Annotated in this window: 24 protein-coding genes; 8 read left to right on the forward strand and 16 right to left on the reverse strand. The window is 69.9% G+C overall.

Annotated features, from left to right (window positions below; translation table 11 throughout):
• Positions 1–43 precede the first annotated feature (43 nt).
• Entirely contained in the window at positions 44–2,053 is a 2,010-nt protein-coding gene (locus tag ABTU82_RS08205; protein WP_407172831.1) for a glycosyltransferase family 39 protein, read from the reverse strand.
• Positions 2,050–3,537, reverse strand: coding sequence for a glycosyltransferase family 2 protein (locus ABTU82_RS08210; RefSeq protein ID WP_407172832.1), 1,488 nt, complete (start codon positions 3,535–3,537; stop codon positions 2,050–2,052). The genes ABTU82_RS08205 and ABTU82_RS08210 overlap by 4 nt, the downstream gene beginning before the upstream one ends.
• A 377-nt stretch (positions 3,538–3,914) precedes the next feature.
• On the opposite strand from ABTU82_RS08210, the gene ABTU82_RS08215 reads away from it, so the two are divergent.
• Genes ABTU82_RS08215 through ABTU82_RS08230 form a run of 4 tightly spaced genes read left to right on the forward strand, consistent with a single transcriptional unit; the run spans position 3,915 to position 6,989 of the window.
• Positions 3,915–4,322: a TOBE domain-containing protein gene (locus ABTU82_RS08215; protein WP_407172834.1), complete on the forward strand. Its 408-nt coding sequence runs from the start codon at positions 3,915–3,917 to the stop codon at positions 4,320–4,322.
• Positions 4,322–5,098, forward strand: coding sequence for a molybdate ABC transporter substrate-binding protein (modA, locus tag ABTU82_RS08220; protein WP_407172836.1), 777 nt, complete (start codon positions 4,322–4,324; stop codon positions 5,096–5,098). Before ABTU82_RS08215 ends, modA begins: the two co-directional genes overlap by 1 nt.
• 8 nt (positions 5,099–5,106) lie before the next feature.
• On the forward strand, positions 5,107–5,931 hold the full coding sequence (locus tag ABTU82_RS08225; protein WP_407172838.1) for an ABC transporter permease: 825 nt from the start codon (positions 5,107–5,109) through the stop codon (positions 5,929–5,931).
• On the forward strand, positions 5,928–6,989 hold the full coding sequence (locus tag ABTU82_RS08230) for a sulfate/molybdate ABC transporter ATP-binding protein (protein ID WP_407172839.1): 1,062 nt from the start codon (positions 5,928–5,930) through the stop codon (positions 6,987–6,989). Before ABTU82_RS08225 ends, ABTU82_RS08230 begins: the two co-directional genes overlap by 4 nt.
• 22 nt (positions 6,990–7,011) lie before the next feature.
• On the opposite strand, the gene ABTU82_RS08235 is transcribed toward ABTU82_RS08230, so the two are convergent.
• Positions 7,012–7,476: a hypothetical protein gene (locus ABTU82_RS08235; RefSeq protein WP_407172841.1), complete on the reverse strand. Its 465-nt coding sequence runs from the start codon at positions 7,474–7,476 to the stop codon at positions 7,012–7,014.
• A 64-nt stretch (positions 7,477–7,540) separates the two neighbouring features.
• On the reverse strand, positions 7,541–7,867 hold the full coding sequence (locus ABTU82_RS08240; protein ID WP_116646886.1) for a TraR/DksA family transcriptional regulator: 327 nt from the start codon (positions 7,865–7,867) through the stop codon (positions 7,541–7,543).
• Between the two features lie 393 nt (positions 7,868–8,260).
• On the opposite strand from ABTU82_RS08240, the gene ABTU82_RS08245 reads away from it, so the two are divergent.
• Positions 8,261–8,395: a hypothetical protein gene (locus tag ABTU82_RS08245; protein WP_276308335.1), complete on the forward strand. Its 135-nt coding sequence runs from the start codon at positions 8,261–8,263 to the stop codon at positions 8,393–8,395.
• Between the two features lie 8 nt (positions 8,396–8,403).
• Here the strand turns inward: ABTU82_RS08245 and ABTU82_RS08250 are convergent, their stop codons facing one another.
• From ABTU82_RS08250 to ABTU82_RS08270, 5 genes are all read right to left on the reverse strand, one after another.
• Positions 8,404–10,845 carry a glycoside hydrolase family 3 C-terminal domain-containing protein gene (locus ABTU82_RS08250; protein WP_407172843.1) on the reverse strand — a complete coding sequence of 814 codons (2,442 nt, stop codon included), beginning with the start codon at positions 10,843–10,845 and terminating at the stop codon, positions 8,404–8,406.
• 52 nt (positions 10,846–10,897) lie between these two features.
• Entirely contained in the window at positions 10,898–11,578 is a 681-nt protein-coding gene (locus ABTU82_RS08255; RefSeq protein WP_407172845.1) for a nucleoside/nucleotide kinase family protein, read from the reverse strand.
• Positions 11,579–11,588: 10 nt separating this feature from the next.
• Positions 11,589–12,443 carry a sulfurtransferase gene (locus tag ABTU82_RS08260; RefSeq protein WP_407172846.1) on the reverse strand — a complete coding sequence of 285 codons (855 nt, stop codon included), beginning with the start codon at positions 12,441–12,443 and terminating at the stop codon, positions 11,589–11,591.
• 112 nt (positions 12,444–12,555) lie between these two features.
• Complete coding sequence (locus ABTU82_RS08265; RefSeq protein ID WP_407172848.1) at positions 12,556–13,455, reverse strand: EamA family transporter; 900 nt, start codon at positions 13,453–13,455, stop codon at positions 12,556–12,558.
• Positions 13,456–13,474: 19 nt separating this feature from the next.
• Positions 13,475–14,755 carry a serine hydrolase domain-containing protein gene (locus ABTU82_RS08270; RefSeq protein WP_116646890.1) on the reverse strand — a complete coding sequence of 427 codons (1,281 nt, stop codon included), beginning with the start codon at positions 14,753–14,755 and terminating at the stop codon, positions 13,475–13,477.
• A gap of 132 nt (positions 14,756–14,887) precedes the next feature.
• On the opposite strand from ABTU82_RS08270, the gene ABTU82_RS08275 reads away from it, so the two are divergent.
• A complete protein-coding gene (locus ABTU82_RS08275) occupies positions 14,888–15,199 on the forward strand; it encodes a DUF2470 domain-containing protein (protein WP_407172850.1) in 312 nt (103 codons plus the stop codon).
• A 68-nt stretch (positions 15,200–15,267) separates the two neighbouring features.
• Positions 15,268–15,921 carry a biliverdin-producing heme oxygenase gene (locus ABTU82_RS08280; RefSeq protein ID WP_407172852.1) on the forward strand — a complete coding sequence of 218 codons (654 nt, stop codon included), beginning with the start codon at positions 15,268–15,270 and terminating at the stop codon, positions 15,919–15,921.
• Here ABTU82_RS08280 and ABTU82_RS08285 read toward each other — a convergent pair.
• Positions 15,909–17,276, reverse strand: a complete 1,368-nt coding sequence (locus ABTU82_RS08285; protein ID WP_407172854.1) for an ATP-dependent DNA helicase — start codon at positions 17,274–17,276, stop codon at positions 15,909–15,911. The two genes, ABTU82_RS08280 and ABTU82_RS08285, sit on opposite strands and share 13 nt — an antisense overlap.
• Positions 17,277–17,395: 119 nt before the next feature.
• Between ABTU82_RS08285 and ABTU82_RS08290 the strand changes: the two genes are divergently transcribed.
• Positions 17,396–18,517, forward strand: coding sequence for a hypothetical protein (locus ABTU82_RS08290; protein WP_407172856.1), 1,122 nt, complete (start codon positions 17,396–17,398; stop codon positions 18,515–18,517).
• Between the two features lie 13 nt (positions 18,518–18,530).
• On the opposite strand, the gene ABTU82_RS08295 is transcribed toward ABTU82_RS08290, so the two are convergent.
• From ABTU82_RS08295 to ABTU82_RS08320, 6 genes are all read right to left on the reverse strand, one after another.
• A complete protein-coding gene (locus ABTU82_RS08295; RefSeq protein ID WP_407172858.1) occupies positions 18,531–20,564 on the reverse strand; it encodes a bifunctional copper resistance protein CopD/cytochrome c oxidase assembly protein in 2,034 nt (677 codons plus the stop codon).
• 129 nt (positions 20,565–20,693) lie between these two features.
• Complete coding sequence (locus ABTU82_RS08300; RefSeq protein ID WP_116646894.1) at positions 20,694–20,981, reverse strand: HU family DNA-binding protein; 288 nt, start codon at positions 20,979–20,981, stop codon at positions 20,694–20,696.
• 300 nt (positions 20,982–21,281) lie between these two features.
• A complete protein-coding gene (rpsN, locus tag ABTU82_RS08305) occupies positions 21,282–21,587 on the reverse strand; it encodes a 30S ribosomal protein S14 (RefSeq protein WP_116646895.1) in 306 nt (101 codons plus the stop codon).
• A 2-nt stretch (positions 21,588–21,589) separates the two neighbouring features.
• Positions 21,590–21,760: a 50S ribosomal protein L33 gene (gene rpmG, locus ABTU82_RS08310; RefSeq protein ID WP_013584775.1), complete on the reverse strand. Its 171-nt coding sequence runs from the start codon at positions 21,758–21,760 to the stop codon at positions 21,590–21,592.
• A complete protein-coding gene (gene rpmB, locus ABTU82_RS08315; protein ID WP_116646896.1) occupies positions 21,760–21,996 on the reverse strand; it encodes a 50S ribosomal protein L28 in 237 nt (78 codons plus the stop codon). Before rpmB ends, rpmG begins: the two co-directional genes overlap by 1 nt.
• Positions 21,997–22,134: 138 nt before the next feature.
• Entirely contained in the window at positions 22,135–23,391 is a 1,257-nt protein-coding gene (locus tag ABTU82_RS08320; protein ID WP_407172860.1) for a hypothetical protein, read from the reverse strand.
• Positions 23,392–23,393 lie beyond the last annotated feature (2 nt).

The following is a 23,393-nucleotide window of genomic DNA, read 5'->3' on the forward strand; positions in this document are numbered from 1 at the left end:
TCTTCGGGGGTGTGAGGACGGGGTCGGGTGCGGCGGCGGCAGGTCACGCCGCGGGACGCGGCAGCAGGTTCACGGGTTCGACGGGAGAGAACGTGATGACCACCCCCGCATCGCTGCGCACGGCGGACAGGGGCGCCAGCTGGCCGGTGAGGGATTCGTAGAAGCGCAGCGCCGCGTCGGAACCCGGGGCATCGCCACGGGCGTCCTCGCCGGCGAACGCGCTGATGACCAGCTGACGATGCACGCCGGAGGGGTCGCCGTCGAGCTGGGCGATGTCGGCGATGTCGATGCGCCCGATCGCGGCGAGCTGTCCGAGCGTGAGCAGGATGCGGCCGTCGACGACGCCGGAGGTCAGCAGGTCCTGCTCCTCGACGGGAACGCCGACCGAGGGGTTCTGCAGCAGCTGCTGGCCGGCGATCGATCGCGCGGCGTAGAGACCGTCGTCGCTCGCCTGTGCCAGACCGGACTGCTCGCTGTCGATGAAGCGCACATCGACCTGCTGTGCGCCCTCGCCGAAGGACGCGACGACCACGCTGTTCTCGATGGCCTGGCTCACGGTCGGGAACTCCGTCGGGAAGGTGCGCATCGAGTCGGTGGTGACGACGTAGTCGTAGTCCCGCCACCCGTCGGGGGCGAGCGCCTGCACGTCGGAGTCGGTGTCGGCCTTGTAGTACCAGACAACGTTCTCGCGGGTGAAGCCCTCGTCGACGAGATCGACCCACATGGCGTCGTCGACGAGCATCCGGGAGTCGGCCGGGGCGTTCTCGGCCATCCAGGTCTCGGCGTCGCGTAACGGACGGTCGAGGTCGGCGAGCAGGAAGCCGCGCAACTGCGCGGTCCAGAGCGGACCGCCCGCCACCAGCGCGACGACCAGGCCGGCGGCGACACCGGCACCGCCCACGCGGGAGAGCAGCCGATGCCGAGTCGACCGGGCGCGAACGCGCTCGACGGCGACCTGTCCGATCCCGGCGACCACGATCGCCGCGAACGGCAGCAGCATGATCACGTAGGGCACGGGGAGGTACCCGCCGCGGAACATGAACGCGGTGAGCGCGAGCAGGGTGATCGCCCACGGACGCAGGCGGCGCACGAAGAGCGCCGCCACCGCCGCCGCGAGAGAGGCGATGATCAGCACGGAATCGAGCTGCCACCACATGCCGACGGTGCGCGACATGAGGCTGTCGCGGTCGAACAGTGATCCGCTGCCCTCGCGAGAGGCCAGCTGGAAGGCGAGTCCTTCGAAGAGGCTGACCCGACCGGCGCCGGGAGCGACCTCGCCCTTGACGAGTGCGAAGGCGACGTAGGTGAGGCCGATGAGAGCCAGCACCGCCGACGCGACGGAGAGCGTGTAGCGACGCGTCGTGCGGTCGGCACCTCGCCACATGAACCACGCGATCAGCGGCAGTGCGAGGAGGTAGGTCTCCTTGGTGAGGACGGCGACCCCGAATGCCGCTGCCGCTCCGATGTATCCGAGCAGTTGCTTGCGCCGGCTCATCGCGAGCAGGAGGGCTCCGAGAAGCCATGCCGTCGCGATGTTGTCGAGATACACCTGGCGGTGGAACTGCACGGCCAGCGGCGACAGCAGGAACAGCGCCGTCGCGACGGACGCGGTGAGGCGTGCGAAGCCGATGCGACGCACCAGGAACCACAGCAGGATCCCCGCGATCGCCGTCGCGACGAGCATGGCCTCGCGCGCCGCGACGACGGCGACGTCGTGCCGGTCCCATGCCCCCGTCAGACCGGCGTAGCCCGCGATCTGAATCCACCCGAGAGGGGGATGGTCGTACCAGTACGTGTAGTGGGTGAGCTCGCCGAGGTTGCCGATGGCCCAGGCCTGCGCGGTGTAAGTGCCCTCGTCGTCGATGCGTTGCGGCGAACCGCCGAGATTGATCGCGTTGACGACCATGCCGATCGCCAGGGCGGGAAGCAACCAGGCGAGGTCGATCAGTCGCGCCCGCCAGAAGCCGCGGGCGGGATCCGGCGCGGTGCCGCCGGCATTCGCGGGCGGCACGGCAGCGGACACGGTGGGCGTGCGTTCGAGCGTCGAGGTCATCGGTTCTCCTCCGAAGCGGCGGCGGCGGCGACGAGCTCGGCCGAAGCGGGGCGGGGCACGGATGTCGTCGAGGAAGCGGGGTCGCGGTGTGCTCCGGTGTGCTCCGTCTTCTCCCAGCTGCCGTCCCCACGCAGTTGGCGGACGACCGATCGCACGGCCGCCGCGGCGAGGAAGATCTGGTACGGCACGAGACCGAGCACGAGCTTGACGTAGTCGCGCACGCGCACCTTCTTGGAGTACACCCGGCCGAACTCGGTGAGACCGGCGGCTTCGGCGACGAGGGTGATGACGGTGGGCACCAGCGGGAGGAAGGTGATGAGCGCGACGACGGTCGGCACCTTGACGAGCAGGATGAAGGCCACCGAGATCGGGATCAGGATGCCGGTGGCGGCCTGCAGGAACGGCATGTTCAGGAGGTACCGGGCGTACATGCGCTGGCGAAGGGTCGGGAGCTTCTTCCACTCGCCCTTGCCCAGCACCTGCAGGAAGCCCTGGTTCCAGCGCGTGCGCTGCTTGTACAGCGATTTCAGCGTCGGCGGCGTCTCCTCACGGGTGACGTACTCGGGGTTGTAGGCGACGACGACCTTGGCCCCGTCGCTCGACAGACGCACACCGAGCTCGCAGTCCTCGGCGAGGCACTGGTCGTCCCACCCCTTCGACCATTCGAGGCGGTCGCGGGTGACGAAGACGGTGTTCCCGCCCAGGGGGATGAACTTCGACCGCGCGTGGAAGTGCAGGCGCGAACGGAACCAGAAGTAGTACTCCAGCACGTTGCGCAGCGACCACCAGCTCGTCTCGAAGTTCATCAACTGCACGCCGCCCTGAACGACGTCGGCGCCGGTCTCCTGGAATTTCGAGTCGACGACGGTGAGCAGACCCGGATGCACTTCGTCCTCGGCATCGAACACGCCGACGACGTCGCCGGTCGCGATCTGGAGTGCGCGGTTCAGCGCCTTCGGCTTGTTCTTGGGCACACTGTCATCGACGACCACCTTGATGAGATGGGGGTGGCGCGCCGCGGCCTCGCGAACGACGAGTTCCGTGCCGGGGTCGTCGTGACCGACGATCGCGATGATCTCGAAGTCGGGGTGGTCCTGCTGCGCGAGGCGGTCGAGGGTCTGCCCCATGACCTCCTCCTCATGACGCCCGGGCACCAAGAGGGTGAAGCGATGGCGGGCCGGGCGCGGCGATGAGCTGAACTGCGTCGCGCGGAGGTCGTCGGCGGAGCGCCAGGCATGCAGCATCCACCACAGCGTCGTCGTGGCAACCGCGGTGAGCAGCAGCGCCAGAACGATGATGCCGCTGTACCCGAGCCACTCGCCGATCGACCAATCGGGCAGGAATCCCCCCATGACCGAAGTGCCGGACTGCGCGGGGACGGGCACGTCGGTCACACCGGAGGGCTGCTGCCCCGGAGCCGGTGCGACGGGGGTAAGGAGGGGTTCGGGGGTCTGCCCCGGTGCGGTCTGGGCGAGAAGAGACATGGGTGTGTCGAGGGGCGGGATCACGAGATACCTCCGGCGTCCGGGCGGACGAGTCGAGGGGCGGGGAGCGAGAGGCGCAGGGTGCGCGGGCGCGGGGAGACGACGAGACGGCGAGGGGCGACGGAAGGGAAGATCGCGCGCAGAACGGCGAAGAGGGAGCCGGCCTGCTCTGAGATGGACGGGGCGGCTGCGGCGGCGCTCCCGGTGTTCCTGATTTCTTCCGTATCGATATTCGTCCGCACGGGTGGTGATGCGGAACGGATGGGGAGACGGTTTGGAGCGGTCAGGTGTTTGCCAGGGTGGCGAAACCTCCTGTTCACTTAGGGACGGCCTGCTCACGGTCGCGGATCCGCTTCTGCGGAAATATGATGTGCTTCATGACGCAGATTCGTATCCGAGACGCGGCCGCGTTTCTCGCCGTCAGTGACGACACCGTCCGTCGCTGGATCGACGTCGGCGTGCTGGAGAGCACGCGGGATGCTTCGGGGCGCACCGTCGTCGACGCACTCGCGGTGGCGCTCCTCGGTCGGAAGAACGCCGTTCTGCCCGCGGACCCCTCGGAGATCGGGAGGTCCGCCCGCAATCGGCTCGTCGGAGTGGTGACCGATATCCGCATGGACACCGTCATGGCGCAGGTGGAACTGCAGTGCGGTCCTCATCGCATCGTCTCGCTGATGAGCAGCGACGCGGTGCGCGAGCTCGCACTCGAGCCCGGTTCGGTCGCCATCGCCGTCGTGAAGGCCACCGCGGTCATCATCGAAACCCCTGACGCGAAGGCCCCGTGATGGCGCGAACTTCCATGCTCGCGGCGACGCTCCTCGCCGCCGCGCTCACCCTCACCGCATGCGCCGGGGGGACGGCGCCGACGAGCGCCGCGAAGACGGAGGGATCCATCACCGTCTTCGCCGCGGCATCCTTGACCGCGACATTCACCGAACTCGCGGCGGAGTTCGAAGCCGCGAACCCCGGCACGACCGTGCAACTGACCTTCGCCGGCTCCTCCGACCTCGTGACGCAGATCACCGAGGGCGCCCCCGCCGACGTCTTCGCCTCTGCCGATGCGAAGAACATGACGAAGCTGACCGACGCGGCCCTGATCGACGCCGACGCCCCCGTCGATTTCGCGACGAACGTGCTCGAGATCGCCGTGCCGCCGGGCAACCCCGCCGGCGTGACGACTCTCGCCGACCTCGCCGATCCGGCGGTGAAGACCGTGATCTGCGCCGCACAGGTTCCCTGCGGCGCCGCGACGGCCGCCATCGAGCAGGCAACCGGTTCACACATCGTTCCGGTCAGCGAAGAATCATCGGTCACCGACGTGCTCGGCAAGGTCGTCTCGGGCGAGGCCGACGCCGGACTCGTCTACGCCACCGACGTCATCTCGGCCGCGGGCGCCGTCGAGGGGATCGAACTCCCCGAATCGAGCGAGGCGGTCAACACGTACCCCATCGCGGTGGTGAAGTCCTCCGCCCGCCCCGTCGTCGCCGCGGCGTTCGTGGCGTTCGTCACCGGCTCGGTCGGCGAAGATGTGCTCTCCGCCGCCGGCTTCGGGAAGCCGTAGCCGACCGCATGGCGCCCCGGAGAAGCTCCCCTTTCGCCGGCGTACCCGCGTGGGTCGCCGCCATCGCCGTCGTCGGTGCCGCGTTCGTCGTCGTTCCGCTGGTGGCGATGATCTCCCGCGTGAACGGGGCGGAGTTCTTCCCGCTCATCACGTCGGAGTCGTCGATGGACGCGCTCTGGCTGAGCCTTCGCACGTCGCTCACGGCGACGGCGCTGTGCATCGTCGTCGGGGTGCCGATGTCGCTGGTCCTCGCGCGGACGCGCTTCTGGGGACAGAAGATCCTGCGGTCGCTGGTGCTCCTCCCCCTCGTGCTTCCGCCGGTCGTGGGAGGAATCGCGCTGCTCTACACCTTCGGACGCCGGGGGCTCCTCGGGCAGCACCTCGACGTCTTCGGGATCTCGATCGCCTTCTCGACCACCGCCGTCGTCCTGGCGCAGACCTTCGTCGCCCTCCCCTTCCTGGTGCTGAGCCTCGAGGGCGCACTGCGCACCGCCGGCACGCGGTACGAAGCGGTCGGCGCCACCCTCGGAGCCCGGCCCACCACCGTGCTGCGCCGCATCACCCTGCCGCTCGTCCTCCCCGCGGTACTGTCGGGCGCGGTGCTGTCGTTCGCGCGGGCACTGGGCGAGTTCGGGGCGACGCTGACCTTCGCCGGATCGCTGCAGGGGGTCACGCGCACCCTGCCGCTGGAGATCTACCTGCAGCGCGAGACCGACCCCGATGCGGCGGTGGCGCTGTCGCTGGTGCTCGTCGTCGTCGCCATCATCGTGGTCGCGATCGCCCATCAGGCCGGCGAAACGCGCCTCCCCCGGCTCGGGAAGGTGCGCTCGTGACCTTCTCGTTCACGGCGACCGTCGCCGACCGCGGCTTCGATGTCACCGTCGACATCGCCGCCGGTGAGACCGTCGCCGTCCTCGGCCCCAATGGGGCGGGCAAGTCCACATTCCTGAACGTCACCGCCGGCCTCCTCCGCCCGACCACCGGCCGCGCGCGGCTCGATGACCGCACCCTGTTCGACATCTCGCCCGGCCGCACCGGCAACCGATGGCTCGCCCCGCACGAGCGGGGCGTGTCGATGCTCGCGCAGGACGCCCTGCTGTTCCCGCACCTCACGGCCCGCGACAACGTGGCCTTCGGCCCCCGCAGCAAGAGGATCCCGCGCGAGGCGGCGAACCGCACGGCGATGGAGTGGCTGGAACGCGTCGACGCCGCCGAGCTGCACGACAGGAAGCCGGCCCAGCTCTCCGGCGGGCAGGCGCAGCGCATCGCCGTCGCCCGCGCGCTGGCCTCCGACCCGGCGCTCCTGCTTCTCGACGAACCGATGGCGGCCCTCGACGTATCGGTCGCGCCGATGCTGCGCCGGATGCTGCGCGATGTGCTCGCCGACCGGACGGCCGTCATCGTCACCCACGACGTGCTCGACGCGTTCACCCTCGCCGACCGCGTCGTCGTCCTCGAAGCGGGGCGCATCGTCGACACGGGGCCGACGCGCGACGTGCTCGACCGCCCCGCCACACCGTTCGCGGCAGGACTCGTCGCCCTGAACCTCCTCGTCGGCACCCGCACCGACGACGGGATCCGCACCGACGACGGCCACTCGCTCCGCGCACGCGGCATCGACGCGATACCGGTGGGCGCACGGGTCGGCGTGTCGATCCGCCCCTCGTCGGTCACGGTCACCACCGGAACGCGCCCCGCGCGCACCTCCGACGCCGTCACGATCTCGGGTGAGATCACCGATCTCGAGCCGCGCGGCGACCTCGTGCGCGTCCGCTCGACCGGCATCGCCGCCGACGCGCTTCCCGCTCGCGTCGCCGAACTCGATCTCACACCGGGAGCGACGGCCTGGTTCACCTTCGAAGCGGGCGACGCCCTGGCGTACGAGCTGTGACCCGCGGATCGTCGCCGTCGGCTCACACGTAGGTGTTGGCGCCGACCGCGCCGATCGGCGCGTTCGCGATGTCGCGCCAGAGCAGCGCGATGCCCGCGTCGAGGGAGGGGCGTTGTCGTGCCCGCGCCATCAGACGCTCGGCGAGGCTTCTGGAGTCGTCGCACTTCTCGGCCAGCAGCACGGTGAGCACGATCGAGCGCGCGCAGGCCTGCTCGAGGTAGGCGTGGATGCGTTGCGCCGCGCTGTCGCAGATGCGCAGCACGATGCGCTCCGGAAGCATCGAGCCGTTGAGGACGACGAGGATGTGCTGCAGCCGGTGCAATCGACCGACGAGCACCGAGCACTGGGCCTCGACGTCGCGAAGAACCGCTCGCAGCTGCCCGCGGGTGCGCGACGCGGCGACGTCCACTCCGATGACGACGGCACGGTGACGCCCCGACACCGTGCAGGCGCAGGCGAACTCCTGCGCCTCCGGCGCCGCGCGCATCGCCGCCAGACACTCCAGCCGGTCCCCGATCACCGCGACCAGGGGGGAGGGCTCCGGGGCATCGTCAGGTCCCGTCGACACGGCGCTGGCAATCGAGACAGTTCTCGGCGTGAGGGAGCACCTCGAGCCGAGCAGCGGCGATCCCCTCGCCGCAGCGGAGGCACCGACCGTAGGTTCCGTCGTCCAGGCGCGCGAGCGCCGCGGTGATCTGATCCAACACCCGCCGCGTCGCGGTGCTGGTGGCCCACGTCACCGGGTCGACGTTCGGCGCGGCGCTCGGCGCCGCCTGCCGCACGATCTCCTGCCGCTGGCTGAGATCGTGCTCGAGAAGGCGGCGAAGACGAGAGACGTCCCGCTTCGGGGCGGACGGTGTGGAGGTATCGACAGACATAAGAATCCTGAGAAAGAATGCAGCGAAAAAGGGCAGCGCGAATTCTGCCCGCGAAGATGTCGGAGCGTGAGCATGTGATCACGATGCGGCGCGAGGCGCGATAGCGCGCTGGCGATAACCGCCCCCCGGGTACAAAAAAACGCCGCAAATGCGACGCGCGTGATTACCGAGAACCTGAAGACGAATCAGGGCGGCGGAGCGCGGAACACAGAGCGGCCTCCCGGCGGAGCGATCATGGACATGCCATCACCGTAGCCCGCTTCCGGGAAAAGGCAAATCGATCCGATTCACCCCCTGTACCGTCGTCTGTCCGCATTTCGACGAAGGCGAAGTGCTTTATCGAGGTGAATGCACTATGGTCATCGGAAATCATGCCAGCTGAAGAAGGGAAGCGTGATCGACATGGCCGACAAGGCCCCTCGCGGTGGAAAAGCGAAAAAGGAGCCGAAGCTCACTCTGAAGGAAAAGCGCGAAGCGAAGCGCACGAATGCCGAGCCGGTGTTCATCAAGCCGCGCAAGGCCCGCTGAGCCCTCGCTCAGCGCGGCGGCTGGCGGCCGTGATCGAACTCCACGCGCGTGGCCCGCTCGTCGCGGCGACCGCGGACGTAGGCCGTGACGACCCGAACGGCTCCGCGGAACGTGTGTCCGTTCACGAGGAACAGCACGGCATCGGTGACGGCGTGAGTCGTCCTGCTGCCGCTCATCTTCGAGATCGCGCGGAAGGGCGCATTGAAGACGAAGACCACGGAGAGGTCGGGGCGCCCGGCCCGGAGCGCGCGCTGATGTCGACGCTCGATAGCGCGGAAGATCGTGCGCACCAGGCGGCTGCGGGCGACGTGCAGCCGGTCGATCGGATCGTTGAATCCGAGCCGGTCGACCGGCCAGTGCGATGACGGGATCGGGCGCCCGAGCAGCGCCGCGAAGTCGGCGTCGGAGACCTGACGCACGTCGGCCGCACGATAGGCCGGGAGGTCGTCGGCGCTGGATGCTGCAACCTCGTCGCCCTCGACCGTGACGGTCGCGGCGTGCTCGATGTCGCGCACGTTGGGGCCGACGTGGACGTCGTACTCCCCCGCCTCGACAGCCCAGGCACCCGTCGATACGTCGAAGTGGCGGAAGCCTCGGGGTCCGAGCGCCAGCACGACGTCACGGGTCTCACCGGGGTCGAGCCGCACCTTCGCGAAGGCCTTCAGTTCGCGTCGGGGCCGATGGACGGCGCTCGGGCTTCGCCGACCGACGTACACCTGCACCACCTCGGCGCCGGTGCGGGAGCCCGTGTTGGTGACCTCGACCCGCACCTCGTCGGGCGTCGCGCGCAGATTCGCGTAGGCGAAGGTCGTGTAGGTCAGTCCGAACCCGAACGGGAACGCGACGTCGACACCGGCGGAGTCGAAGAAGCGGTATCCGACGTAGAGGCCCTCGCGATACTCGGCCGTCCGCGCTGCGCTGGGGAAGGTGTCGGCCGTCGCGCCGTCGGCGAGCGCGCGGGGGAACGTCTCGGCCAGTCGCCCCGAGGGCGCCGCCGCGCCGGTCAGCAGGTCGGCGATCGCATCCGCCCCGGCCTGCCCGCCGAGATAGGCGTGCAGCAGCGCGGCGGCGTTCTCGATCCAGGGTGCTGTCTCGATCACGCCGCCCGCGCTGAGCACGACCACCGTTCTCGGATTCGCCGCCGCGACCGCCCGCAGGAGGGCGATCTGGTCGGCGGGGATCGCGAGCGTGGTTCGGTCCAGCCCCTCCGCATCTGCGATCTCGGGAAGGCCGAGCATGAGCACCGCGACATCGGCGCCGCGTGCCGCCGCGACCGCCTCGGCGACCAGCGCCGCGTCGGGCACCTCGTCGCGGCGGAAGCCCTGGGCGACTCCGGTCGTCACGAGCCGTGTCGCGGCCACCGCGTCGCGCAGCGTGGCGACGCGGGTCGGATTCACCAGCGACGACCCCGCTCCCTGGAAGCGCGGCTCGGTCACGAAATCGCCGATGAGGGCCACCCGGGTGCCGGGCGCGAGCGGCAGGACCGCATCGGTGTTACGCAGCAGTACGGCCGACTCCGCGGCGGCTCGTCGGGCGAGCGCGTCGTGGGCGGCAGCATCCACCTCTCCCGGAGCGTCACGGGCCGTCACCCGCTCGACGAGCCGCAACAGCTCCCGCACCCGCGCATCGAGGTCGGCGACGGCGAGATCGCCCCGCTCCACCGCGGCGACGATCGCGCGGGCGGAATCGAACCCCGGCGACGGCATCTCGAGTGTGCCTCCCGCGGAAACGGCGGCGACCGGGTCGTCGCCCCCGCCCCAGTCCGAGATCACGGCGCCGTCGAAACCCCACTCCTCGCGGAGGATCTCGGTCAGCAGGTGCCGGTTCTCGTGCGCGTACGTGCCGTTGACGAGGTTGTACGCGCTCATCAACGCCCACGGCCGCGCCTCGCGCACCACGATCTCGAACGCCGTCAGGTAGATCTCGCGCAGCGTGCGCTCGTCGACCACCGAGTCGCTGACCATCCGGCGAAGCTCCTGGCTGTTCACCGCGAAGTGCTTCGGCGTCGCGGCGACTCCCTCCGACTGGATACCGCGCACGTAGGCGGCCGCGAGGATGCCCGACAGCTCGGGGTCTTCGGAGAAGTACTCGAAGTTGCGACCGCCCAGCGGGCTGCGCGTGATGTTCAGCCCCGGGCCGAGCAGCACGTCGACACCTTGCGCGGCGGCCTCACGCCCCAGCGCCGCACCGATCTGCTGCGCGAGCTCGGGATCCCAGCTCCCCGCCACCGTCGCCGCGGTCGGAAAGCACGTCGCCGGCTCGGATGCCGCGAGCCCGAGGTGGTCGGCCGCGCCGAGCTGGCGGCGCACTCCGTGAGGACCGTCGGCGAGCCGGATCGCCGGCACGCCGGCCGAGGCGACCGCGCGGGTCTGCCAGACGTTCTCGCCGCTGAGCAGCGCCGCCTTCTGCAGGGTCGTGAGCCGGGTGAGGATCTCGGCGGGATCGTCCACGAAGCCCTCTCCCGCCGGGCGGGTTCGGCGTGCGTCCCGAGCGGTGTGCAGTTTATCGCTCCGGGACGACGCTGCCGGGCTCAGCCGTCACGCCCGAGACGACCAGATCCGCACGGGAGGCGGATGCGTCGACCAGCAGCGCGTTCGCACCGTCGACCTCCCGCGCGAAGGTCGTCGCCGCCTCGCGCGTGCGCCCGTGCCGCACATGACGGTCGATGAGCCGGGCCTCGCGGTCGGCCTCGGGTGTGCGGCAGAACCAGGCCGCGTCGAGCTGGGACCGCACCCCCGCCCAGGGCGGGCGATCGACGAGCAGGTAGTTGCCCTCGACCACCACGATGTCGACGTCGGGCTCGATCGCGATCTCACCGGCGATGCCCTCGTCGACCTCGCGGCGGAAGCTCGGGGCGTAGATCGTGTGATCGGTCTCGACGCGCAGACGCCCGAGCAACGCCACGAACCCCCACCCGTCGAAGGTCTCGATGGCCCCCTTGCGGTCTCGGAGCCCCCGCCGGTCGAGCATGTCGTTGGCGAGGTGGAAGCCGTCCATCGGCAGGTGTGCGGCAACGCCCGGGCGGCCGGTGTTGAGGTGGTCGACCAGCGCGACCGCGAGGGTGGTCTTGCCGCTCCCGGGGCTGCCGGCGATGCCGACCACGAACCGCCGTCCGGGCGTCGCCGCGGCCTCGATGCGCGACGCCAGCCCGGCCACCGCCGCGCCGGGTGGACGGCCGGTCACCGGCACCGCGTCATTCCGCCGCGTCGATGCCGGACGGGGCGTCCCCGCGAGCGACCGGGCGCCCCGGGGCGGTGGACCACTCGCTCCACGAGCCGGGGAACACGAGCGCTTCGATGCCCGCCTCCTCCAGCGCGAGGGCGGTGTGCGCGGCGGTGATACCCGAACCGCAGTAGACGGCGACCGGCGTCCCCTCGGTCACGCCCGCCGCGGCGAACGTCGCTCGGAGTTCGTCGGGGTGACGCAGCGTCCCGTCATCCGCGAGGTGCACGGGGGTCGGCAGGTTCACGGCACCCGGGATGTGCCCGCCGATCGGGTCGAGCGGCTCGACGTCGCCGCGGTAGCGTTCGGGCGCACGCACGTCGAGGAGCACCCCCGCCTCGGGGAAGGCCGCCGCCTCGTCGATGTCGATGACCCCGACGGTCGAATCGGTGAGGTGCACGTCACCCCTGGGCGCGGTGACCTCTCCGGTCTCGAGGGCACCTCCGGCGGCGACCCACGCGGGCAATCCGCCGTCGAGGACGCGGATGTCGACCCCGGCGCGGCGCAGCAACCACCACGCGCGTGCCGCCGCGAGGCCCCGCGCATGGTCGTACGCGACCACGATGTCGCCGTCGTGCAGCCCCCAACGGCGCGCCGACCGCTCCAGGTCGGCGGCCGCCGGCAGCGGATGGCGGCCACGGTGCGACACCGTGTGATCGGCCAGTTCGCCACCGAGATCGACGTATACCGCGCCGGGCACATGACCGTCGAGGTACTCGGCCCGCCCATCGGGCTTGTCCAGCCGCCACCGCACGTCGAGCACCCGCACGGGGGCACCCGCGTCGAGCAGCTCGCTCAGTTCCGACACGCTCACCAGATGGCTCATGTGTCGAGGGTCGCACTCCTCGGTCGCGCGCGCACATCCATTACCCGCGATTGCGCCGCTCCCCCGTCACGAACGGTCGATGCGCGCCGCCGTTCGTGACAGGGAAGGGTCTTCACGGGAGGGGTTCGCCGAGCGGCGGATCGGAACCGCGCCGGGCGGATGCGGCGTCGCCGCGGGTGCTCGCACGGACGGCGCCGATCGACGCGACGATCACGAGGGCGATTCCGACGATCTCCAACCAGGCGAGGTGCTGCTGCAGCAGGAAGAACCCGGCGAGCGAGGCGGTCACCGGGCCCAGGCTCATGAGGATCGCGAAGGTCGACGCGGGTAGTCGGCGCAGCGCGAGCAGTTCGAGCGCGTACGGGATCGTCGACGACAGCACGGCCACGGCGAGCCCGAGCGCGAGAAGCTCGGGCCGAAGGAGCGCCGAGCCGCCATCGATGACGCCGAACGGCAGCGCGATGAGCGCGCCGACCGTCATCGCCAGAGCGAGGCCATCGAGCCGCGGGAACTCGGCGCCCACGCGGGCGGACGCGAGGATGTAGAGCGCCCACGCGGCCGCCGCCCCGAGGGCGAAGAGGACGCCGAGCAGATCGAGCCGGTCCCAGCCCCCGCCCCCGAGCGCGGCGACCCCGAGGAGAGCAAGGCCCGCCCAGACCCACGCCGACGCGCGGCGGCTCGCGATGATCGAGAGGGCGAGCGGCCCGAGCACCTCGATCGTCACCGTCACACCGAGGGGCAATCGCGACAGCGCGAGATAGAACAGCCCGTTCATCAGGGCGAGAACCGCGCCGAAGGCGACGACGGAGCGCCAGGCGCCCGCGGTGTGTCCGCGCAGGCGGGGTCGCGCGATGAGCAGCAGGATCGCGGCCGAGAACACCAGCCGGAGCATGACCATGCCCAGGGGTCCGACCTGCGGGAACAGGAGCACGGCGACCGACGCCCCGACCTCCTGGCAGACGAGTCCGACGAGGACGAAGGTGAGCGCGGTGTTGGTCCGACGCGTCGTCACGACACGGCCGAGGCGAGCGTCACGCCGCGGGGGGCGCGCAGATCGCGTTGCCCGCGATCTGGTCGTGCCACTGCTGGGCCGTCCACGGCAGGCCGGCCTCGGGCGCGGTCTGCCCGGATGCCGCCGGTGCCTTCGAGGCGATCGCCGCGAGCTCCCACGCCAACCATGCGCCGATCGCCTGGTTCGCGCCCGAGTTGTTGAGCACGACGGCGACCGTCATACCCGTTGCGGGGTCGGCGAAAGCCGCGGTCATGTAGCCGGGGATCGATCCGTACTGCCCGACGAGCGAGCCCGCCTGATAGGCGCCGCCGGTCGTCGTGAGCCACGTGGGCTGGTCGGCGGCCACCGGCACCGGAGTGGAGAAGCGCCCGTCGTCCTGCGACCCGAGCGCGTTCGTCGCCAGTGCCTGCGCATATCGTCCGAGGTCGTCGATCGTGGTCACGGCACCCGAGTCGGCGCCGCCGATGCTCGACGACAGAGTGGTGAAATCGGCCGGTTCGGTGCAGTTCCACACTCCCGCCGCATCCGGGGTCGACCAGTGGCCGTCCAGGACGGCGCCGTCGCCGGGGGCCTGCGCCGCCGGCGCCGGGAGCCGCGTCGACGGCAGCTCCAGCGGCTCCGAGATGTACCGGGCGATGAGCGACGGAAGGCTCTCGTTCTTCGCGCGCTCGAGGGCGAGACCGAGCAGGAGGTAGCCCGCGTCGGAGTCGCGGAACACGGTGCCGGGCTGGGAGTCGTCACGCTCGGAGAGACCGTAGGCCGCGAGCTCCCGGGCGTTCCACACCCGGGCGGGGTTGCCCAGGAACAGCGACTGCAGCTGGGGGGCATAGGACCCGATGCCGGAGGTGCTGTCGCAGAGCTGGCGCAGCGTCACATCCGCGAGCTCGGGCACGGCGGAGACGTACGTCGTCACCGAGTCGTCGACCGAGAGGGTGCCCTCCGCGGCCACCGCGTACAGCACATCGCACGTCATCGCACGCGTGACGTCGCCGGCGCGGAAGGCCATATCGGTCGTCACCGACTCGGACCCGCCGATCGACTGCGTTCCCAGCGCGCTCACCCAGGTGCCGCTCCACGGTGCCCAGACTCCGACGATCGCACCCGACGACCCGGTCGCCGTCATGGCCGCCGTGACGGCGGCCTCGAGCTGGGTCACCGTGTCGGCGGGGAGAGCGGCATCCGTCTGCGGAGGCACGTCGATATCGACCGTCTGCTGTGCGGAGCAGCCGCTCAGCGCGATCAATGCCAATGCCACGGCCGCGGCGACCGCGGCGCCGCGGCGCTTGGGAAGGATTCGCATCCTCACCCCCCGGGGGATCCTGCACGCGTCGTTTTACGCGTCCAAGAATTGAATCACACCCCTTCGCCCCCACCCCGATCATCGGCTGAGGGCAGGTCACAGGTGGATCACGAGTTTGCCTAGGCTGGGGCGATGCCGCACAGCTTCGACGACGCCACGATCGCGGGCGTCCTCCGTCACATGAACAGCGACCACACGGATGACAACGTCCTCATCGCGCGGGCGTTCGGGAACGATCGGGCAGCGGTATCGGCCACCATGACGTCGTTCGACGGCGACGGTGGCCAGTGGGAGGTCACGGGGGCAGGCGGCGCGGTCGAAGCGCTGCGGGTTCCGTGGCCCGGCGGACCGATCACCGAGCGCCCCGAGGTGCGCCGGGAGATCGTCGCGCTGTACGACGACGCCTGCGAGCGACTGGGCATCGAGCCGCGCCCGCACGGCTGACCGTCCCCTCGGCACCCCGAGGAAATTCGTAGGTTAGGACGCCCTAACTTTCCCCTATGATGACCGTTATGAGCGACGTCATCCTCTTCTCCGCCGCACTTCGCGAGCGCTCGAGCAGCGCGCACTCGTCGAGCGAAGGCTCCGGCTTCATGACCGATCTCATGAAGGGCGAGGGCACCCGCGATGACTACGTCGCGCTCGTCGCCCAGCACTGGTGCATCTATGCCGCCCTCGAAGCGGCGGCGGAACGGATGCGGCGCGACCCCGTCGCATCGGTGTTCATCAGCGACCGACTCACGCGCCTCCCCGCCCTCGAAGCCGACCTCGAGTTCCTCATCGGCCCCGACTGGCGCGACGGGATCGAGCCGCTCCCCACCACCCGCGCCTATGTCGCGCGCATCGAACAGGTCGGGGCCACCTGGCCCGGCGGATTCGTCGCGCACCACTACACGCGCTACCTCGGCGACCTGTCGGGCGGCCAGTTCATCGGCCGGCTCATGCAGCGACGGTTCGGCTTCGAGACGAACGGCATCGGGTTCTACGTGTTCGACGACATCGCCGACCCGAAGGCGTTCAAAGACGTCTACCGCGAGCAGCTGGATGCCGCACCCTGGGACGCCGCCGAGCAGCAGCGCGTGATCGACGAGGTACTGCTGGCCTACCGCTTCAACACCGAGCTGTTCGAAGACCTCGGCAGAGCCAAGGCCACTCAGGTCGCCTGAGCCCGTGCCGCGCGGACGCCGGCCATGAACCGCTGCACGTCGGGATCGACGCGGATGTCGCTCGGGCGCAGCGGCCGGGTGAGGTAGAGACCGTCGAGCGACGTCAGCCGGCTGAGCGCCACGTAGGTCTGCCCGGGCGCGAACGCGCCCGACCCGAGGTCGACGATGGCTCGATCGTAGGTCTTGCCCTGCGACTTGTGGATCGTTACGGCCCACGCCAACCGCAGCGGGAACTGCTGGAACTCCGCCACGATCTCACGGGACAGCGTCTTCGACCCGGGGTTGTAGGCGTAGCGGAACTTCTCCCACACCGCCGGCTCGACGTCGTAGGTCTTGCCGTCGACCTCGACGCGAACGCTGGAGCCCGTGATCCGCTTCACCGTGCCGATGGTGCCGTTGACCCATCGCGGCGGCTCGCCGAAGTTCGAGATGTCGTTGCGCAGGAACATCACCTGCGCGCCCACCTTCAGCTTCAACTCGGCGTCGGCGGGATAGCTCGCATCGCCCCGGCCGAAGTCGCCGTTGATCTCGGCGTTGGCGGTCTGCATGCGTCCGACGAGCGCGTCGAGGTGCCGGCGGTTGATCGTGTTCACGATGTCGTTGCGGGTCGCGAGGGTGATGATCGGATGCTCGCCATCGGCCGGGTCCGGCGGTGTCCGGGCCCCGGCACCGTTGAGCACCCCCGCCATGTCGGCGGTGACGTGCCCGTACCGCACCCCGTTGAGCAAGGCCTTGAAGGCGGGGTCGGACTGGCGATGGATCTCGGTCAGCTCGCGGATGTGGAGGTCGGCGCCATGGCGGCCGAGCTCGATGAGACCGTCGCCCGCAGACTCGCCCGCCCACACCTTCGCGTCGAAGAACCAGAACGACCGGTAGTGGTCGGCGATGTACCGCGCCTCGTCGCCGCGAGGGGGTACGGGTGCGAGCTGGTACGGATCGCCGAACATCACGATCTGCACCCCGCCGAACGGCTCCGCCCGGCGGTTGCGGGCCTGACGGAGCGAGCGGTCGATGCCGTCCATGAGGTCGGCGTTCACCATCGAGATCTCGTCGATCACGAGGGTGTCGATCGCGTTGAGGATCTTGCGCGTCGCGTCGGTCTGGTCGATGTCGCCGGACGCGATGAGACCGATCGGCAGTTTGAACAGCGAGTGGATCGTCTGACCCTCGACGTTCAGCGCAGCGACGCCGGTCGGAGCGCAGACGGCGATCTGCTTCGAGGTGTTCCAGGCGAGGTGCTGCAGGAGCGTGGATTTGCCCGTGCCGGCCCGGCCGGTCACGAACACGTGCTCCCGGGTGTCTTCGATCAGCCGGAAGAGGGCCTCCTGCTCGGCGGAGAGGGCGGGAGTGCTCACCGGTTCATGTTATTCGTCCCTCGCACCGCGAGCGCAGGATCATCCCCCGCTCGGAACGGAAGCGTAACGAACGCACACGCCTCGGTGGTCGCTCAGCAGAGATTTCCTAGACTGAGGAGGTGAACCACGAGCTCGGGGGGACTGCGGCGCCGGCGGCCCCCGGCGGGACGCCTTCCGCTTCCTCCGCCCCGCCGATGCCCGAGCGGCGCCCTCGGCGCCTGGGGTTGGAGCTCGGCGTGATCGGCGTCGTGGCGGTTCTCCTGTTCGCCGCTCTGGCAGCCGGCGGCGTGACGCTCTACCGCGAGCTCTACAGCCCGACGGCATTCGTGCTTCGCTATCTCGACCTCCTCTCGGACGGACGAGCCGCCGACGCGCTCGCTCTGCCCGGGGTCGCCCTCGACGCGGCCGCCCTGGAGGCGGCGGGACTGCCGTCCACGGCGTCGAACGCGCTCCTGCGCAGCGCCGCCCTGTCGTCGCTGACGGATGTGGTCGGCGTCTCCGAGGAGGCTTCCGGCGACAGCACCCGCGTGACGGTGGAGTACGTGGCGGGCGGGCACCGCGGGACCTCGACGTTCGAGGTCGCGCAGGACGGGTGGATCGGGGTCGTGCCGAACTGGACCTTCGCGAAGAGTCCGCTTGCCGTCATGGACCTCGTCGTCACGGGATCGATGCGCTTCGCCGTGAACGGCTTCGAGGTCGACAAGCGTCAGGTCTCGGCGGACGGCGTCGATGCCGACCCGCTGGCCGCCGTCCCCCTGCTCGTCTTCTCCCCCGGCATCTACTCCGTCGACGTCGACACGCAGATCTCGGCAACCCCCGGTGTCGCGGTGCTGGCAGACCTCCCCACGGCCGGCATCCCCGTTCGCGTCCAGGCCGAGGCGACGACCGAGTTCGTCAACGTGGTGCAGCAGCGGGTCGAGGAGTTCCTCGCCGACTGCGCGACCCAGCAGGTGCTGCAGCCGACCGGGTGCCCGTTCGGGCTCACGGTGCAGAATCGCATCATCAGCCTTCCGGCGTGGTCGATCGTGCAGCACCCCGCCATCTCGGTGACCCCCGACGGTGCCGGCTGGAGCATCGCCCAGGCCGATGCCGTGGCCCGCGTGGAGGTGCAGATCCGCTCGCTCTACGACGGATCGGTGCGCACGGTCGCCGAGGACGTGCCGTTCGTCATCAACGGTTCGGTCGAGGTGCTCCCCGACGGCACCGCATCGATCAAGGTCGGCGGCAACCGCACGTCGTAGACCGGTCGAGCCGTCAGCGCCCGGCGCGGGAATCCTGCTCGGCGAGAGCGGCGAGCTGCGCGTTGTACTCGTCGAGCTCGGGGTCGCCGGCGCGGTCGACCTGCCGATCGCGTCGGCGCTGCATCCTCTCGTCCGACCGGCTCCACTGGATCGCGACCGCGATCGCGAGGATCAGCGTGGGGATCTCGCCCACCGACCATGCGACGCCGCCACCGAGGTACTGGTCTTCGAGGGGCGACACACCCCAGGTGCGACCCATGGAGCCGAACCACTCCGCGACGAACAGGCCGGTCTGCATCATGATCGCGATGCCGAAGAAGGCGTGCATGGCCATGACCGCGATGAGCACCAGCAGGCGCATCGCGTAGGGCAGCCGGTACGGCACCGGGTCGATCCCGATGAGCGACAGCACGAAGAGGTACCCCGTGATGAGGAAGTGCGCCACCATCCACTCGTGACCGATGTGGTCGTAGAGCGACCACCGGAACAGGTCGCTGTAGTAGAAGGCCCACAGCGATCCGATGAACAGCCCGGCGGCGACGTAGGGATTCGTGAGCACCCTCGAGACCGGGCTATGCACGGCCCAGAGGATCCACTCGCGTCCGCCGCGCGTGCCGTCGTCGCGCTTACGGATCGCCCGCGCCGCCAACGTCACGGGAGCCCCGAGCACGAGCAGGAGCGGGATCGCCATGCTCAGCAGCATGTGGCCGATCATGTGCATGCTGAACAGGTAGTCCTGGTAGGCGTTGATCGGCCCCGCGGTGACCCAGAGCAGCAGCAGCAGGCCCGCGACCCACGAGACGGTGCGGTGGATCGGCCACGCGTCGCCGCGACGCCGCAGGCGGATGACGCCCGCCAGGTAGAAGAAGAGACCGAACCCGACGGCGAACGCCCAGAGCAGGTCGACGTCGATCGACGTGAGCCAGGCGTTGAGATCGAGCTCGGGCGGGAGGGGCGCACCGGTGAGCACCTCTGCGGGCGTCTGGATGACCGGGATGGCGTCGCCCGGGGTGGGCGTGCGGGCCAGCGCCGCCGCCGCGCCGCTGGCGAGGCCCATGAAACCGAGTTCGAGGGCGATGAGGCCCCAGAACCGGCGGGATGCTCCGCTGTCGGGCATGCGGGAGATCAGGCGCACGCGGTACCACGCACCGAGGACTCCCATTCCCAGGAGCGCGACCACCTTCACGATGACGAGGGCCCCGTAGGGCGATCCGAGTTGCTCCCATCCCCCGAGGCCGATCGAGGCGCGCACGGTACCCGAGATCGCCACGACGACGAAGGCGATGAGCGCGAGGCTCGAGTACCGCAACAGGACGTCTTTCAGCGCGCCCTTCTCGAGCACGGGGCGTACGACCACGAGCAGGACGAGACCGCCCAGCCAGACCGCCGCCGCGAGGATGTGCAGCACGAGCGCCGTCACGGCGAGCGTGTGGTTGGCCTCCTCGCCCGCGTGGCCCTGGGTTCCCATCGGCACGAGCGCCACGACCGCGAGGAGGGCGACGAACAGGGTGGGCGTCCACGAGCGGACGGCGAAGGTGAGCACGGTCAGCACCGCACCGGCGATCGTGGTGATGAGCCATGCGCGGCCCAGTTCGACCTCGACGAGGAACCGGCCCAGCTGCTGCCCGAACACGGCGTCGGCGCTCGGCACGGCGTTCATCGTGTTGACGAACGTGAGGAACCCGGTCGCCGCGGAGGCGAGGGTGAAGATCGCCGCGCTGATCGAGGCGGTGTCGAGGGCGGTGTCGAAACCGCGCTGGCCCGCCGGCAATGCCCAGAGGGCGAGGACGAGCGAGCCGAGCATGCCCGCCGCGGCGAGGTTGACGACCAGCTTCGCGGCGGGAAGCCCCCACCGCACGACCGGGCCGGCATCACCGATGAGCAGGGGCGCCGCGCCGCCGCCGTAGGCGAGGCCGGCGACGAGAGCGACGGCCGAGACGACGACGAGGATCGCCAGACCCGCCACGCGGAGCGTGCGGGCCGACGAGGTCAGCTGTGCCGACGTTCCGCGCGGCGCGGTGGTGCCGCGAGGAGTGGTCGTGGTCATCATGCAAGCTTATTCGCGCCGGAACCCGACCGAGCCGGGAAGAGCCCGACACAGCAGAGGGGGGATGCCGAAGCATCCCCCCTCTGGAGCGCTGAGGCCGCGCGGTCGCGCGGCGAGCGTCACGTCGTCTTACTTGACGGCAGCCTTCAGCTTCGAGCCTGCGGTGACCTTGACGCGCTTGCCCGCGGGGATCTTGATCTCTTCGCCGGTCTGCGGGTTGCGGCCCGTACGTGCCGACGTCTCGACCTGCTCGAAGGCGATCCAGCCGGGGATCGAGACCTTGCTGCCCTTGGCGACCGCCTCGGAGACGGTGGAGAAGAGGGAGTCGAGCACGCCCGACACGGCGGACTGGCTCTGGCCGGTGGCGCTCGCGATGCTCGCGACGAGTTCGGTCTTGGTGATGGACTTGTCAGCCATGGGGGTTGTCCTCCAAGGCGGCAGACGCCGCCCCTTATTTCTTCGGACGGAAGCGGAATGCCTCCGGGTGGTCGGATCGACCGCCTCGAATGTATCAACGATCGTGGTGAGAACCGCGTATTTCCGGGGCTCGTGACGCATTCGGACGCCGTGTCGCGGGGCTGATGTGGCAGATGGGGCTGTTGAGGCTCGGTTCGGACCTGCCTCGCGGATCGGCGGCGGCAACGCGAAAGGGCGGGACCCCCGTGAGGAGATCCCGCCCTTTCAGAGGTTCAGTCGTTCACTGAGCCCGTCGACGTCTTACCAGCTCGACTTGGTCACGCCGGGCAGCTCGCCCCGGTGAGCCATGTCGCGGAAGCGCACACGCGAGATGCCGAACTTCGTCAGCACACCGCGGGGGCGGCCGTCGATGACGTCGCGGCTGCGCACGCGAGCCGGCGAAGCGTTGCGGGGCAGCTTCTGGAGGCCCACGCGAGCGGCCTCACGCTGCTCGTCGGTGGAGGTGGGGTCGACCAGAGCCTTCTTCAGCTCGGCACGCTTCGTGGCCCAGCGGGCGACGATGACCTTGCGCTGCTCATTGCGCGCGATCTTGCTCTTCTTTGCCATGTTTAGCGCTCCTCTCGGAAGTCGACGTGCTTGCGGACCACGGGGTCGTACTTCTTGAGCACGATGCGGTCGGGGTTGTTGCGGCGGTTCTTGCGCGTCACGTAGGTGTACCCCGTGCCGGCGGTCGAACGCAGCTTGATGATCGGACGAACGTCCTGTGCTTTCTTAGCCATCAGAGCTTCACACCCCTTGCGAGCATGTCTTTGACGACTGCCTCGATGCCACGAGCATCAATGACCTTGATGCCCTTCGCGGACACGTTGATCGTGATCTTGCGACCGAGCGACGGAACGAGATAGGTCTTGCGCTGCACGTTCGGGTCGAAGCGGCGCTTCGTCCGGCGGTGCGAGTGCGAGATGTTGTGACCGAAGCCGGGAACAGCGCCGGTCACCTGGCACACTGCTGCCATAGTGATTCTCCTTAGTACCGTGACACCGGACGGTGCCACCCAAGATCCCTTGTCTGCACCCCGCTCGCGCGCAGCCGAAGAGGCCGTTCGATGAGGGAGGGGTGCGTACTGCGTGCTGGAGTGCGCGCAGACGAGGAGTCAGTCTAGCACGGGCGGCGCGTCGGCCCGGCGGGGGCCGGATGCTGCGATATGGGCGACGCGCGTTCGTTCGGTCGGAACCCGCAGCAGCTGCCGCACGACCCACACCAGCAGCACGACGAGCATGACGTTGCGCGCGGTGAGCACGAGCACGCCGATCGGGTTCGCGACACGCACGAGGTCGAACACGAGCGGATACACGCCCTGCGTGAGGAAGGCGGTGATCGCGGCGTACTGGAGTCCGCGCCGGATGCCGCGTCGGTCGACGATGACCCAGAGGACGAACGGCGCGATGATCCACGCCACGAACTGGGGCGAACCGACCTTGTTGAAGACGATGAGCACGAGCACGAGCGTGAGGGTCAGCGGGGGGAGGAGGCGCAGCATCCGGGCCCCGGCGCGCGCCTTGAGCACTCCGACGACGCAGACGGCGGCGACCGCGACCGCCATGAGGGGCGTCAGGAGCGCGGCCATGGTGTCGACGCCCGGACCGTAGACGGCGAACGTGATGATCTCGTTGTCGAAGGCGACCTTGGCCCCGTTGATGCCGAACACGGCGAGCCAGACGAAGGGGGTCGCCGCCGTACTCTCCATCTGCAGGCCGCGGCCGACCTGGGCCGTGATGAACCCGGTGAGGTTCTCCGCGCCGCCGAGCGCGACGACCACGAGCACCACGGCCGCGGCGGTCGCCCCGGCGGAGGCGACGACCACCCACCAGCGCTTGCGGGCGGCGATCGTCAGGGCGAGCACCACGGCGGCCGGCCAGATCTTGATCCAGGCGCCGATCGTGAGGATCGCCGAAGAGACGGCGGGGTGGCGGATGGCCAGGAGCAGGGCGACGATCGCGAGGGGCACGGTGATCGCATCGATGCGGTACATGCCGATCGGACCGAGGAGGACGAACAGCACCAGCCAGACGCGGGCTCCGGTCATGCGGGCCCGGGAGCGCCCTCGGCCCACGAGGAAGGCGAACGCCGCCGCGTCGAGCACGCAGACGAGCACGGCCCAGCCGAACGTGTACCCGGCGATCCAGGAGAACAGGTGCGCGGCCAGCATCGGCACGAGCGCCACCTGCGGGTACACCCACGCCGCCGTGATACCGACGATGTCGCCGCCGCCCAGGGCCTGGTTCGACCACGGCTCGTAGACGTTGTAGACGTCGCCCATGGGCTGGCTCCACAGCAGGAACCCGAGCGCCACGACGGCGACATGAGCGCCCAGGAACCACAACCAGATACTCCGAAGTTCTCGCGACACGA

The sequence above is a fragment of the Microbacterium deferens genome, assembly GCF_045517775.1.
Lineage (GTDB): Bacteria > Actinomycetota > Actinomycetes > Actinomycetales > Microbacteriaceae > Microbacterium.